This window comes from Aeromonas sp. CA23 (assembly GCF_002587065.1).
Classification (GTDB): domain Bacteria; phylum Pseudomonadota; class Gammaproteobacteria; order Enterobacterales; family Aeromonadaceae; genus Aeromonas; species Aeromonas bestiarum.
This window is the reverse complement of record NZ_CP023818.1, coordinates 1996896-2012295: the sequence shown is the minus strand read 5'-3', so window position 1 is coordinate 2012295 and position 15400 is coordinate 1996896. Positions and strand designations below refer to the sequence as shown.

7 protein-coding genes are annotated in these 15400 nt (G+C 62.0%); 3 read left to right on the top strand and 4 right to left on the bottom strand.

Annotated features, from left to right (window positions below):
* Positions 1–6: 6 nt before the first annotated feature.
* The 3 genes from CK910_RS09580 to trhA all read right to left on the bottom strand — a co-directional run bounded on the left by CK910_RS09580 (position 7) and on the right by trhA (position 11811).
* On the bottom strand, positions 7–9168 hold the full coding sequence (locus CK910_RS09580) for a VCBS domain-containing protein (protein ID WP_172955283.1): 9162 nt from the start codon (positions 9166–9168) through the stop codon (positions 7–9).
* Positions 9169–9395: 227 nt separating this feature from the next.
* On the bottom strand, positions 9396–11057 hold the full coding sequence (locus tag CK910_RS09575; protein ID WP_098982529.1) for a putative transporter: 1662 nt from the start codon (positions 11055–11057) through the stop codon (positions 9396–9398).
* A 118-nt stretch (positions 11058–11175) separates the two neighbouring features.
* Positions 11176–11811, bottom strand: a complete 636-nt coding sequence (trhA, locus tag CK910_RS09570; RefSeq protein WP_043135324.1) for a PAQR family membrane homeostasis protein TrhA — start codon at positions 11809–11811, stop codon at positions 11176–11178.
* Between the two features lie 213 nt (positions 11812–12024).
* On the opposite strand from trhA, the gene CK910_RS09565 reads away from it, so the two are divergent.
* From CK910_RS09565 to CK910_RS09555, 3 genes are all read left to right on the top strand, one after another.
* Positions 12025–13530, top strand: coding sequence for a pyridoxal-dependent decarboxylase (locus CK910_RS09565; RefSeq protein ID WP_098982526.1), 1506 nt, complete (start codon positions 12025–12027; stop codon positions 13528–13530).
* 114 nt (positions 13531–13644) lie between these two features.
* Positions 13645–14196 (top strand): septation protein A, encoded by a 552-nt coding sequence (locus CK910_RS09560; protein WP_042866146.1) that lies wholly within the window; start codon positions 13645–13647, stop codon positions 14194–14196.
* 24 nt (positions 14197–14220) lie between these two features.
* Positions 14221–14517, top strand: coding sequence for a YciI family protein (locus CK910_RS09555; protein ID WP_043135321.1), 297 nt, complete (start codon positions 14221–14223; stop codon positions 14515–14517).
* A gap of 89 nt (positions 14518–14606) precedes the next feature.
* On the opposite strand, the gene cysQ is transcribed toward CK910_RS09555, so the two are convergent.
* A complete protein-coding gene (gene cysQ / locus CK910_RS09550; RefSeq protein WP_098982523.1) occupies positions 14607–15377 on the bottom strand; it encodes a 3'(2'),5'-bisphosphate nucleotidase CysQ in 771 nt (256 codons plus the stop codon).
* Positions 15378–15400 lie beyond the last annotated feature (23 nt).

Here is a 15400-nt window from a genome sequence, read left to right as displayed (position 1 = left end):
TCACGGTCAGCACGCCGCTGTCGTCAGCACATCCGGGCTGGCATCTTCGGTAACCGCGCCAGTGTCAGCACCGCTGATCACCGCGCTGTCGTTGACGCCGGTGATGGTGATGGTGACGGTATGCTCGGTGCCATCCAGGCTCTTGACCACGAAGGTCTCGACCTTGGTTTCACCTTGACCCAGGTACTGCACGTCGCCGTTGGCCACGTTATAAGTCCAGACACCGCCTTCGGTGATGGTCAGGCTGCCCAGTGCATCGGCACTCGGGGTGCCCGCACCGGCCACGAACTTGGCTTCATCGGCCCCGTCCACGTCGGTCACGGTCAGGCTGCCAGTCTCAGTCAGGGTCGGGGTGCTTTCATCTTCCACCACGGCACCGGTATCGTTGCCGCTGATCACCGCGCTGTCGTTGACGCCGGTGATGGTGATGGTGACGGTGTGCTCGGTGCCATCCAGGCTCTTGACCACGAAGGTCTCAACCTTGGTTTCGCCCTGCCCCAGATACTGCACGTCGCCGTTGGCCACGTTATAAGTCCACTCACCGCCTTCGGTGATGGTCAGGCTGCCCAGCGCGCCATTGCTGGCCACGCCGTTGCCGGCCACAAACTTGGCCTCATCGGCACCGTCCACGTCGGTCACGGTCAGGCTGCCAGTCTCGGTCAGGGTCGGGGTGGTTTCATCTTCCACCACGCCGCCGGTGTCATTGCCGCTGATCACCGCGCTGTCGTTGACGCCGGTGATGGTGATGGTGACGGTGTGCTCGGTGCCATCCAGGCTCTTGACCACGAAGGTCTCGACCTTGGTTTCACCCTGCCCCAGGTACTGCACGTCGCCGTTGGCCACGTTGTAAGTCCAGACACCGCCTTCGGTGATGGTCAGGCTGCCCAGCGCGCCATTGCTGGCCACGCCGTTGCCGGCCACAAACTTGGCCTCGTCGGCGCCGTCCACGTCGGTCACGGTCAGGCTGCCAGTCTCGGTCAGGATCGGGGTACTTTCATCTTCAGTGACGCCGCCCTTGTCGTTGCCGCTGATCACCGCGCTGTCGTTCACACCGGTAATGGTGATGGTGACGGTGTGCTCGGTGCCATCCAGGCTCTTGACCACGAAGGTCTCGACCTTGGTTTCACCCTGCCCCAGGTACTGCACGTCGCCGTTGGCCACGTTATACGTCCAGGCACCGCCTTCGGTGATGGTCAGGCTGCCCAGCGCACCGTTGCTGGCCACGCCGTTGCCGGCAATAAACTTGGCCTCATCGGCACCGTCCACGTCGGTCACGGTCAGCACGCCGCTGTCTGTCAGCACATCCGGGCTGGCATCTTCGGTAACCGCGCCAGTGTCAGCACCGCTAATGACCGCGCTGTCATTGACGCCGGTGATGGTGATGGTGACGGTATGCTCGGTGCCATCCAGGCTCTTGACCACGAAGGTCTCAACCTTGGTTTCGCCCTGCCCCAGATACTGCACGTCGCCGTTGGCCACGTTGTAAGTCCACTCACCGCCTTCGGTGATGGTCAGGCTGCCCAGCGCGCCATTGCTGGCCACGCCGTTGCCGGCCACAAACTTGGCCTCGTCGGCGCCGTCCACGTCGGTCACGGTCAGACTGCCAGTCTCAGTCAGGGTCGGGGTGCTTTCATCTTCCACCACGGCACCGGTGTCGTTGCCGCTGATCACCGCGCTGTCGTTGACGCCGGTGATGGTGATGGTGACGGTGTGCTCGGTGCCATCCAGGCTCTTGACCACGAAGGTCTCGACCTTGGTTTCACCCTGCCCCAGATACTGCACGTCGCCATTGGCCACGTTATACGTCCAGGCACCGCCTTCGGTGATGGTCAGGCTGCCCAGCGCATCGGCACTCGGGGTGCCCGCACCGGCCACGAACTTGGCTTCATCGGCCCCGTCCACGTCAGTCACGGTCAGCACGCCGCTGTCTGTCAGCACATCCGGGCTGGCATCTTCGGTAACCGCGCCAGTGTCAGCACCGCTGATCACCGCGCTGTCATTGACGCCGGTAATGGTGATGGTGACGGTATGCTCGGTACCATCCTGGCTCTTGACCACGAAGGTCTCGACCTTGGTTTCACCCTGCCCCAGATACTGCACGTCGCCGTTGGCCACGTTATACGTCCAGGCACCGCCTTCGGTGATGGTCAGGCTGCCCAGTGCATCGGCACTCGGGGTACCCGCACCGGCCACGAACTTGGCTTCATCCGCCCCGTCCACGTCAGTCACGGTCAGCACGCCACTGTCTGTCAGCACATCCGGGCTGGCATCTTCGGTAACCGCGCCAGTGTCAGCACCGCTGATCACCGCGCTGTCGTTGACGCCGGTAATGGTGATGGTGACGGTATGCTCGGTGCCATCCTGGCTCTTGACCACAAAGGTCTCGACCTTGGTTTCACCCTGCCCCAGATACTGCACGTCGCCATTGGCCACGTTATACGTCCAGGCACCGCCTTCGGTGATGGTCAGGCTGCCCAGCGCATCGGCACTCGGGGTGCCCGCACCGGCCACGAACTTGGCTTCGTCCGCCCCGTCCACGTCAGTCACGGTCAGCACGCCGCTGTCTGTCAGCACATCCGGGCTGGCATCTTCGGTAACCGCGCCAGTGTCAGCACCGCTGATCACCGCGCTGTCGTTGACGCCGGTGATGGTGATGGTGACGGTATGCTCGGTGCCATCCAGGCTCTTGACCACGAAGGTCTCGACCTTGGTTTCACCTTGACCCAGGTACTGCACGTCGCCGTTGGCCACGTTATAAGTCCAGACACCGCCTTCGGTGATGGTCAGGCTGCCCAGTGCATCGGCACTCGGGGTGCCCGCACCGGCCACGAACTTGGCTTCATCCGCCCCGTCCACGTCAGTCACGGTCAGCACGCCACTGTCTGTCAGCACATCCGGGCTGGCATCTTCGGTAACCGCGCCAGTGTCAGCACCGCTGATCACCGCGCTGTCGTTGACGCCGGTGATGGTGATGGTGACGGTATGCTCGGTGCCATCCAGGCTCTTGACCACGAAGGTCTCGACCTTGGTTTCGCCCTGCCCCAGATACTGCACGTCGCCGTTGGCCACGTTATAAGTCCAGGCACCGCCTTCGGTGATGGTCAGGCTGCCCAGTGCATCGGCACTCGGGGTGCCCGCACCGGCCACGAACTTGGCTTCGTCCGCCCCGTCCACGTCGGTCACGGTCAGGCTGCCAGTCTCGGTCAGGGTCGGGGTGGTTTCATCTTCCACCACGCCGCCGGTGTCATTGCCGCTGATCACCGCGCTGTCGTTGACGCCGGTGATGGTGATGGTGACGGTATGCTCGGTGCCATCCAGGCTCTTGACCACAAAGGTCTCGACCTTGGTTTCACCCTGCCCCAGATACTGCACGTCGCCATTGGCCACGTTATACGTCCAGGCACCGCCTTCGGTGATGGTCAGGCTGCCCAGTGCATCGGCACTCGGGGTGCCCGCACCGGCCACAAACTTGGCTTCGTCGGCACCGTCCACGTCGGTCACGGTCAGGCTGCCAGTCTCGGTCAGGATCGGGGTACTTTCATCTTCAGTGACGCCGCCCTTGTCGTTGCCGCTGATCACCGCGCTGTCGTTCACACCGGTAATGGTGATGGTGACGGTGTGCTCGGTGCCATCCAGGCTCTTGACCACGAAGGTCTCGACCTTGGTTTCACCCTGCCCCAGGTACTGCACGTCGCCATTGGCCACGTTATACGTCCAGGCACCGCCTTCGGTGATGGTCAGGCTGCCCAGCGCACCGTTGCTGGCCACGCCGTTGCCGGCAATAAACTTGGCCTCATCGGCACCGTCCACGTCGGTCACGGTCAGCACGCCGCTGTCTGTCAGCACATCCGGGCTGGCATCTTCGGTAACCGCGCCAGTGTCAGCACCGCTAATGACCGCGCTGTCATTGACGCCGGTGATGGTGATGGTGACGGCATGCTCGGTGCCATCCAGGCTCTTGACCACGAAGGTCTCAACCTTGGTTTCACCTTGACCCAGGTACTGCACGTCGCCGTTGGCCACGTTATACGTCCAGACACCGCCTTCGGTGATGGTCAGGCTGCCCAGCGCGCCATTGCTGGCCACGCCGTTGCCGGCCACAAACTTGGCCTCATCGGCACCGTCCACGTCGGTCACGGTCAGGCTGCCAGTCTCGGTCAGGGTCGGGGTGGTTTCATCTTCCACCACGCCGCCGGTGTCATTGCCGCTGATCACCGCGCTGTCGTTGACGCCGGTGATGGTGATGGTGACGGTATGCTCGGTGCCATCCAGGCTCTTGACCACAAAGGTCTCGACCTTGGTTTCACCTTGACCCAGGTACTGCACGTCGCCATTGGCCACGTTATACGTCCAGGCACCGCCTTCGGTGATGGTCAGGCTGCCCAGCGCATCGGCACTCGGGGTGCCCGCACCGGCCACGAACTTGGCTTCATCGGCCCCGTCCACGTCAGTCACGGTCAGCACGCCGCTGTCTGTCAGCACATCCGGGCTGGCATCTTCGGTAACCGCGCCAGTGTCAGCACCGCTGATCACCGCGCTGTCATTGACGCCGGTAATGGTGATGGTGACGGTATGCTCGGTACCATCCTGGCTCTTGACCACGAAGGTCTCGACCTTGGTTTCACCCTGCCCCAGGTACTGCACGTCGCCGTTGGCCACGTTGTAAGTCCAGACACCGCCTTCGGTGATGGTCAGGCTGCCCAGCGCGCCATTGCTGGCCACGCCGTTGCCGGCCACAAACTTGGCCTCGTCGGCGCCGTCCACGTCGGTCACGGTCAGGCTGCCAGTCTCGGTCAGGATCGGGGTACTTTCATCTTCAGTGACGCCGCCCTTGTCGTTGCCGCTGATCACCGCGCTGTCGTTCACACCGGTAATGGTGATGGTGACGGTGTGCTCGGTGCCATCCAGGCTCTTGACCACGAAGGTCTCGACCTTGGTTTCACCCTGCCCCAGGTACTGCACGTCGCCGTTGGCCACGTTATACGTCCAGGCACCGCCTTCGGTGATGGTCAGGCTGCCCAGCGCACCGTTGCTGGCCACGCCGTTGCCGGCAATAAACTTGGCCTCATCGGCACCGTCCACGTCGGTCACGGTCAGCACGCCGCTGTCTGTCAGCACATCCGGGCTGGCATCTTCGGTAACCGCGCCAGTGTCAGCACCGCTAATGACCGCGCTGTCATTGACGCCGGTGATGGTGATGGTGACGGTGTGCTCGGTGCCATCCAGGCTCTTGACCACGAAGGTCTCGACCTTGGTTTCACCCTGCCCCAGATACTGCACGTCGCCATTGGCCACGTTATACGTCCAGGCACCGCCTTCGGTGATGGTCAGGCTGCCCAGCGCATCGGCACTCGGGGTGCCCGCACCGGCCACGAACTTGGCTTCATCGGCCCCGTCCACGTCAGTCACGGTCAGCACGCCGCTGTCTGTCAGCACATCCGGGCTGGCATCTTCGGTAACCGCGCCAGTGTCAGCACCGCTGATCACCGCGCTGTCATTGACGCCGGTAATGGTGATGGTGACGGTATGCTCGGTACCATCCTGGCTCTTGACCACGAAGGTCTCGACCTTGGTTTCACCCTGCCCCAGATACTGCACGTCGCCGTTGGCCACGTTATACGTCCAGGCACCGCCTTCGGTGATGGTCAGGCTGCCCAGCGCGCCATTGCTGGCCACGCCGTTGCCGGCCACAAACTTGGCCTCGTCGGCGCCGTCCACGTCGGTCACGGTCAGGCTGCCAGTCTCAGTCAGGGTCGGGGTGCTTTCATCTTCCACCACGCCGCCGGTGTCATTGCCGCTGATCACCGCGCTGTCGTTGACGCCGGTGATGGTGATGGTGACGGTATGCTCGGTGCCATCCAGGCTCTTGACCACAAAGGTCTCGACCTTGGTTTCACCCTGCCCCAGATACTGCACGTCGCCATTGGCCACGTTATACGTCCAGGCACCGCCTTCGGTGATGGTCAGGCTGCCCAGCGCATCGGCACTCGGGGTGCCCGCACCGGCCACGAACTTGGCTTCGTCCGCCCCGTCCACGTCAGTCACGGTCAGCACGCCGCTGTCTGTCAGCACATCCGGGCTGGCATCTTCGGTAACCGCGCCAGTGTCAGCACCGCTGATCACCGCGCTGTCATTGACGCCGGTAATGGTGATGGTGACGGTATGCTCGGTGCCATCCTGGCTCTTGACCACGAAGGTCTCGACCTTGGTTTCACCCTGCCCCAGATACTGCACGTCGCCGTTGGCCACGTTATACGTCCAGGCACCGCCTTCGGTGATGGTCAGGCTGCCCAGTGCATCGGCACTCGGGGTACCCGCACCGGCCACGAACTTGGCTTCATCCGCCCCGTCCACGTCAGTCACGGTCAGCACGCCACTGTCTGTCAGCACATCCGGGCTGGCATCTTCGGTAACCGCGCCAGTGTCAGCACCGCTGATCACCGCGCTGTCGTTGACGCCGGTGATGGTGATGGTGACGGTATGCTCGGTGCCATCCAGGCTCTTGACCACGAAGGTCTCGACCTTGGTTTCACCTTGACCCAGGTACTGCACGTCGCCGTTGGCCACGTTATAAGTCCAGACACCGCCTTCGGTGATGGTCAGGCTGCCCAGTGCATCGGCACTCGGGGTGCCCGCACCGGCCACGAACTTGGCCTCATCCGCGCCGTCCACGTCGGTCACGCTCAGCACGCCGCTGTCAGTCAGCACATCCGGGCTGGCATCTTCGGTCACGGCACCAGCGTCAGCACCACTAATGACCGCGCTGTCATTGACGCCGGTGATGGTGATGGTGACGGTGTGCTCGGTGCCATCCAGGCTCTTGACCACGAAGGTCTCGACCTTGGTTTCACCTTGACCCAGGTACTGCACGTCGCCGTTGGCCACGTTGTAAGTCCACTCACCGCCTTCGGTGATGGTCAGGCTGCCCAGCGCGCCATTGCTGGCCACGCCGTTGCCGGCCACAAACTTGGCCTCGTCGGCGCCGTCCACGTCGGTCACGGTCAGGCTGCCAGTCTCAGTCAGGGTCGGGGTGCTTTCATCTTCCACCACGGCACCGGTGTCGTTGCCGCTGATCACCGCGCTGTCGTTGACGCCGGTGATGGTGATGGTGACGGTGTGCTCGGTGCCATCCAGGCTCTTGACCACGAAGGTCTCGACCTTGGTCTCGCCCTGCCCCAGATACTGCACGTCGCCGTTGGCCACGTTGTAAGTCCACTCACCGCCTTCGGTGATGGTCAGGCTGCCCAGTGCATCGGCACTCGGGGTGCCCGCACCGGCCACGAACTTGGCCTCGTCGGCGCCGTCCACGTCGGTCACGGTCAGGCTGCCGGTCTCGGTCAGCGTCGGGGTGCTTTCATCTTCCACCACGGCACCGGTGTCGTTGCCGCTGATCACCGCGCTGTCATTGACGCCGGTGATGGTGATGGTGACGGTATGCTCGGTGCCATCCAGGCTCTTGACCACGAAGGTCTCGACCTTGGTTTCACCCTGCCCCAGGTACTGCACGTCGCCATTGGTCACGTTATACGTCCAGGCACCGCCTTCGGTGATGGTCAGGCTGCCCAGCGCACCGTTGCTGGCCACGCCGTTGCCGGCAATAAACTTGGCCTCATCGGCACCGTCCACGTCGGTCACGCTCAGCACGCCGCTGTCTGTCAGCACATCCGGGCTGGCATCTTCGGTCACGGCGCCAGCGTCAGCACCGGCAATGATGGCGGCATCATTGCCCGGCGTGACAGTCCCGGTCACGCCGCCAGTGGCGCTGTGCAAACCATCTGTGATTGTGTATTCGAACGAAATATTGCCATTGAAATCAGGGGATGGCGTAAAGACCAACTGGCCGTTGGTCAGGGTAACGGAACCATTGCTGATCGCTACCGAGCCGCCTTCGGCAATGGCCTGGCCATTGACGGCGGTGATGCTGAGGCTATCACCATCCAGGTCGGAGTCATTGCCGAGCACGTTGATGGTGACTGTCCCGTCCTCTTCCACGGTGAACTGGTCGTCCCCTGGCACAGGCGCGGCATTCACCACACTGTTGTCAGTGCCCTTGGGGGAGGTGTTGCCAGCGGGATCGGTCAGGGTGGCATCCACTGTGATGGGGCCATTGACCGGCAGATCCGTGGTGGGAATGGTCAGAGTAATCTGGGTCTTGCCGATGTCATCGGCGGTCAGGATGGAGCTGGAGTCAGGTACCCCGTCCCCATTCCAGTCCACATCGAGGCGATCACCAACTTTGGCATCGGCTGGCAAACGTATGATGACATCCACGCCGCTCTCGCGCTCATTGGCTGAGATGACGTTGTCCGCGCCGTCCTGGATTTCCGCCAGAGGAGCAGAGGGGGCAGTGCTGTCCACGCTGCCATCATCGGTCGCTGTGGCTGTGTTGCCGGCAGGATCGGTGACATTGGCGGTGACCGTATAGGAGCCGTCCGCCAGCGGTGTGGTGACATCCACGCTGAAGGTGCCATCCGGATTGACGGTCGTGGTCAGGGTCTGTTGATTGCCATTGGCATCCGTAACCAGCAGGGTCACAGTGCTGCCTGCGGGGGCATCAGTGGTACCGGTCAGGGTCGGGGTAGTGTCGTTGGTATTGTCAGGGGCGGAGACTGTGATCACCGGTGGCACCAGGTCGATCAGCTGATCTTCCTCGCCCGTGAACGCATCGCCAATCACGCCCGTGTCGGCCTGGGTGCCGGTATCAAAGCCCGCCGCCGCTATGGTGGCATCGCCGATGCGATCTATGGTGACGAAACCACCATTGCCGCTGGCACCCGCCACGCCGCCGATATTGCCACCGCCTGCGGCAGGAGCACCGCCGGCCGCCGCCGCTTCAAATGCCTTGGTCGGATCGGTGCCACCCAGAATGGCCTGTTGCAGGGCCGCTATGTCATCGGGATTGCCGGCAGGCACATCCTGATTCTGGGCCAGCAAGGGCGCCTGAGACGTTTCATCCTCAGCCTGCTGCTCGTTGGTCGGGCTCAGGGTGAAAGTCTGGTTGCCGCCGTTGAAGCTGGCGCCTTCAGGAGTGATCAGCACCGCATCCTTGGGCAGGACATCGCCTTCAGCAAGTGGCTTCTGGCTGCCATCTGCAGCGACCAAATAGATTTTGCCTTTCAACTGGGTAACGACGACGTCCTGATCCAATGCGATATTGTGGCTGCTCATGTTCTCTCCTGAATCTCTATTGGCATGCAATATTCCACCGTCTAATGTGCCCGTGAACGGCGCCAGAAACCAGTTAGAAAATTCGAATGGATAGACTGATTTGAAGCTGGATCGGCCGGTTAAACAGAAGGGTCAATGACGGGGGAAGGAATTAATAAAATCAAGATGATCAATGTGTTGCATTTTGATAACGGGAGCACATCGCTGTGCTCCCGTCCGGGTCATGATCAGGCACCCGCCCACAACAGGATGGCGAGTAACTGGGGGGAGATGATCCGCAGGAACATCACCAGGGGGTAGACGGTGGCGTACGACAAGGCGCTGGCGCCACTGGTGGGATGCATGCCGTTGGCAAACGCCAGGGCGGGAGGATCCGTCATGGAACCGGCCAGCAATCCGCACAGGGTGAGATAGTTCATCTTGCCATACAGGCGGGCCAGCACACCGACCACCAGCAGCGGGATCAGGGTGATCGCCATGCCGTACATCATCCAGGCCGGGCCATCGCCGTTGATCAGGGTGTCGATGAAACCGGCACCTGACTTGAAGCCCACCACGGCCAGAAACAGCACTATGCCGATCTCCCGCAGCGCCAGGTTGGCGCTGGGGGGCATGAACCAATAGAGCTTGCCGATGCTGCCGATCCGCGACAGGATCAGCGCCACCACCAGGGGGCCGCCCGCCAGACCCAGCTTGAGTGCAGCCGGGAACCCGGGCAGATAGAAGGGGATGGAGCCGAGCAGCACGCCCAGACCTATGCCGATGAACACCGGCAGCATCTGCACCTGCTGCAGCTTCTGCTGCACGTTGCCAACCACATTGGTCACCGCCTCTATGGCGTCGAGTCGACCCACCAGGTTGAGGATGTCACCAAACTGCAGGCTGGTCTGGCTGGTCGGCACCAGCTCGATGCCGGCCCGGTTGAGGCGCGAGATGACCACATCGTATTTCTGCTTGATGTCAAGATCGCGGATCTTCTTGCCGAGCACCTGCTCGTTGGTCACCACCACCCGCTCCACCCGCAGATCGGTGCCGCGGGTCGAGAGCGAGGTCTCCACCTCCTCCCCCAGCACCAGCAACACCTTGTGCAGCGCGTGCCGCTCACCCACCAGGTGCAACAGGTCGCCGAGTTCGATGCGCGAGTCCGGCCGCGGCACCATCAGCTCCTCGCCACGCTTGAGGCGGGAACAGATGACATCGGCTTCGTCCAGGCTCGGGATCTCCCCCAGCATCAGGCCGTGCATGTTGGGGTTGCGCACCGCTATGTTGATGGTCTGCAGGCTCTCCTTGGTCTTGCCGGCCTGTTGCTCGAACTGGGCTGCTTCTTCGTCGATCTTGATGCGAAAAAACATGCGAATGAGCCACATGGTGAGCAGGATGCCACAGATGCCGAACGGATAGGCGACGGCATACCCCATGCCCATCAAGCCGGTCGAACCGGGCACGGCCCCCAGCTCGGCCAGGATCTGCTGACCCGCACCGAGGGAAGGCGTGTTGGTCACGGCGCCGGAGAAGACCCCCAGGATCACCGGCAGCGGCACGTCAAACAGTTGATGCAGCGCCGCCGCAACCGCGCAGCCAAGCAACACCAGCAGAGCGGCGAAACCGTTCAGCTTGAGGCCGGAGCTGCGCAGGGAGGAGAAGAAGCCGGGACCGACCTGGATGCCTATGGTGTAGACAAACAGGATCAGCCCGAACTCCTGGATGAAGTGCAGGGTCTGTTCATCCAATGCGAGACCGGAGAGGCCGGCGAAGTGGCCCACTATGATGCCACCGAACAGCACACCCCCGATCCCCAAGCCAACGCCATAGACTCGCCAGTTTCCCAGCCAGAGCCCCAGCACTGCCACCAGCGACAACATGCTGATGGAAAGCGCGATATCACTCATTTCGTGCATCCTTTGCGAATTGAACTGTCCTTAGCTTGTCAGCAAACGCCGACGCCAACTGTGTGATACCGCACGAATTTATCCTTTTTAGCGGCAATAAATACCAATTAAGGGCTAGTTAGGCGACATAACCATAAATGGCCATAAAGTGACAAACACTGCCGCCCAGTACAAACAGATGCCAGATGGCGTGGTTATAGGGGATACGCTTGGCCACATAGAAGATGACCCCCAGGCTGTAGATGAGACCACCGAGCCCGAGCAGCAGCAAGCCTTCCCCCTCCAGATGGATGTAAAGCTGATAGATGACCACCAGCGACAACCAGCCCAGCATCAGATAGGTAAACAGCGACAGCTTCTTGAAGCGGTTGATGAAGAGCAGCTTGAACACCACCCCCGCCAGCGCCAGCCCCCAGATCACCACCATCAGCCCCTGGGCCAGCGGGGTATCGAGCGCCACCAGCAGGAAGGGGGTATAGGTACCGGCGATCAGCAGATAGATGGCGCAGTGATCAAACACCTTGCACCAGCGCCTCGCGGCCCCTTCCGCCATGCTGTGATACAGGGTCGAGGCGAGATAGAGCAGCACCAGGCTGCCGCCATAGAGGCTGTAGCTGATGAGCGCCTGGGTGCCCTGCTCCCAGCCCTTGTTCAACAACAGGATCAACCCCAGGATCCCGAACACCAGCCCCAAGCCGTGGCTGAGGCGATTGGCCAACTCCTCGCGGGGAGAATAATCCGTCACACTGCTCATTGCATACTCCTGCCCAAACTGGGCTCACTCTAGCCGCCGCCTTTTCAGAGTACAAGTGTTAGCTTAAAGAGGATGGCATCTGATTTGGCCAGCGCTCATGGCTGTCACCCGTTTGCCTTTGGTGTATGCTCTGCGGCCGATGCCCACCTAGCTGCTGCCGCCACGGCTGCTCACCACACAGTGACTCCCTGGCAACCCGGTCTGGAGAACCTGATGAAGTTGACTGAACTGTTTGCACTACCGGATCCGGCCTTCGGCCAGGCCGTGACGGCCCTGCTGGAGACCTTCCACCACTCGGATGACAGTCAGGCCCCCTACCAGCGCGACCACTTCACCCACCAGCTCGATCAATCCTGCATGCCGGCCATCGGCATCTCCATGGATGACTACCTGGCCCGGCTGGCCAGCCTGGTGCCCGGCGCTTCCCATCTCACCTCGCCACGCTACATGGGCCACATGACGGCGCCACTGCCGGCCTTTACCGCCGAGCTGTCGCGCCTGCTGGTGATGCTCAACCAGAATCCGATGAAGATGGAGTCCTCCCGCCTGCTCAGCTTTCTGGAGCGGGAGGTGCTGGCCAAACTGCACCGCCTCATCTATCGCGCCGACGACGCCTTCTATGACGAGCAGATGCATGCCAAGGATGCCGCCCTCGGCGTCATGACCAGCGGCGGCACCATAGCCAACGTCACCGCCCTCTGGCTGGCGCGCAACCGTGCCTGTGGCGACAACCTGTTCGCCCTCTATGAGCAGGGCTATCGCGGCGCCGTGATCCTGGGCTCGCGGCTGATGCACTACTCCTTCGACAAGGGGATGGATCTGCTGGGGCTGGGCGCGCACAGCGTCTGGCGCCTCGCGACCGACGACCAGAACCGGCTCGACATGGCGGCGCTGGAACAGGCTCTTGCCCAGTGCAAGGAGCAGAAGCTCAAGGTGCTGGCGCTGGTCGGGGTAGCCGGCAGTACCGATTTTGGCTCCATCGATCCCCTGCCCGAGCTGGCGGCCATCGCGGCCCGCGAGCAGATCCACTTCCACGTGGACGCCGCCTGGGGCGGCCCGACCCTGTTTTCGCCCCGCTATCAGGGGCTGCTTGCAGGGATTGAACTGGCCGATACCGTGACCCTGGATGGTCACAAGCAACTGCTGGTGCCGCTCGGTACCGGCATGCTGCTCTGCCGCCAGCCGGATCTCATGATGACGGTCAAGCGGGAGGCACCCTACGCCATCCGTGCCAGCTCCTTTGATCAGGGCCGCTTCACCCTGGAGGGCACCCGCCCCGCCAATGCGCTCTATCTGGATGCGGCCTTCCAGCTGTTTGGCCAGCAGGGTTACGCCCGACTTATCGAGGCCAACTACGACAGAGCCCGCCTGATGGCCGCGCTCATCAATGCCGACCCCGCCTTCGAACTGATGTCTGCCCCTGTGATGAACCTGCTCTCCTACCGCTGCATTCCCCCTCATCTGCAGGGCAAGGCGCCGGACGAGGCGGCCAACGACCAGATCAACGCATTCAACGTCGCATTGCAGAAAGCCCAGCGGGCCGAGGGGCACAGCTTTGTCTCCCGTACCCAGCGGGCGGTGGGGCGCTACGGTGCCCAGCCGCTCACCCTGCTGCGCGCCGTGCTGCTCAATCCGCTCATCGAAGAGCGGCATATTCGCGAGCTGCTGGCGGACCAAAAGCGGTTGGGTGACCAGATTTCCCGCCGGCTGTTCGGCTAGGCAGGCGACAGGGAACTGGACGCCAAATGGGCGGTCTTATTCATTTGCCGTTGTCTACCTTGCAGGTAGACTGGACAAAATTTTGCGGTCTTTTTTGAGGGCTATGAGCCAGACATGAAGCAATTTATTGAATTTATTCCACTTATCGTTTTCTTTGCGGTCTACAAGTTCTACGACATCTACACGGCCACCGGCGCCCTGGTGGTCGTGACCGGTCTGCAGCTCATCTACAGCTGGGTGCGTTATCGCAAGGTCGAGAAGATGCAGCTGTTTACCTTCCTGCTGGTCGGTTTCTTCGGCGGCCTCACCGTCTTCTTCCACGACGACACCTTTATCAAGTGGAAAGTCACAGTCATCAACGTGCTGTTCGCACTGGGCCTGCTCATCAGCCGCTACGGCTTTGGCAAGAACCTGATCAAGCAGATGCTGGGCAAGGAGCTGCAGGCACCTGATGCCATCTGGGATAGAGTCAATCTGGCCTGGGTCGGCTTCTTTACCGCCTGTGGCCTGCTCAACCTCTACGTGGCCTTCAACCTGCCGCAGGAGATGTGGGTCAACTTCAAGGTGTTCGGCTTGCTTGGCATGACGCTGGTGTTTACCCTGCTGAGCGGTGTCTATCTCTACCGCCACCTGCCCGCCGAGCAGAAAGGCGAGCTGAAAAAATAACCGCCATCAGAAAAGGATCCTCTCATGTGGTATCTCATCTACGCCGAAGATGTTCCCAACAGTCTGCCGCTGCGCAAGCAGGTGCGCCCAGCCCATCTGGCCAGGCTGCAGGCCTTGCAGGATGAAGGCCGGCTGCTGACCGCCGGTCCCAACCCGGCCATCGATGCCGACGATCCCGCCGATGCGGGCTTCACCGGCAGCACTGTCATCGCCGAGTTTGCCAGTCAGGCCGATGCCAAAGCCTGGGCCGATGCCGACCCCTATGTGGCGGCCGGTGTCTACGCCAGGGTGACCATCAAGCCGTTCAAGAAAGTGTTCTGACAGAACGCCATACCCAAGATGCAAAGAGGCCGGACGCTGGTGTTCAACTAGGTCCGGCCTCTTTCTATTGCGCGCTATCACCAACGGGCTCACGCCATGGCGACAAACCAGGGGTTGAGGATATCCGGCTTGTTGTAGATCAGGGGTGACCCATCGAGCTGGGTCACGCTGCCTCCGGCTCCTTCCAGCACCGCCTGCGCCGCAGCGGTATCCCACTCGCAGGTGGGGGCGAGGCGCGGATAGAGCTCGGCGCCCCCTTCGGCAATGATGCAAAACTTGAGAGAGCTGCCCATGGAGACCAGCTCAATCTCGCCCCGCGCTATGTCACCAAAGCGCGCCAGGTAATCCAGGGTAGCCTGGGACAGGTGATTGCGGCTGCCCACCACCCGCCAGGGCGCCCCTTCCTGATGAGGCAAGGTCTGGATGGCTTCACGCTTGCCATCGGCCACACGCCAAGCCCCGACCTCCTTGCCGCCATACCAGAGCCGGTCCAGCACGGGGGCATAGACCAGACCCCACAGCGGCTTGCCATCCTCGATCAGCGCGATATTGACGGTGAACTCGCCGTTGCGGGAGACAAACTCCTTGGTGCCGTCGAGCGGATCCACCAGCCAGTAGCGTGACCAGCCATGGCGCAACCCCATCACCTCGGGACCGGACTCCTCCGACAGCACAGGAATATCGGGGGTGAGCCCTGCCAGCGCCTGCACTATCACCTCATGCGCCCCCTGATCGGCTGCGGTCAACGGGCTCTCGTCCCCCTTGTACTCCACCGTAAAGGGCTGACTGTAGATGGCCATGATGGTGTCACCGGCGGCGCGGGCTATGGGCTCCAGCTCGGAGATTGCGGGAAAAAACATAGAAAAGACATCCTGGTCAAATG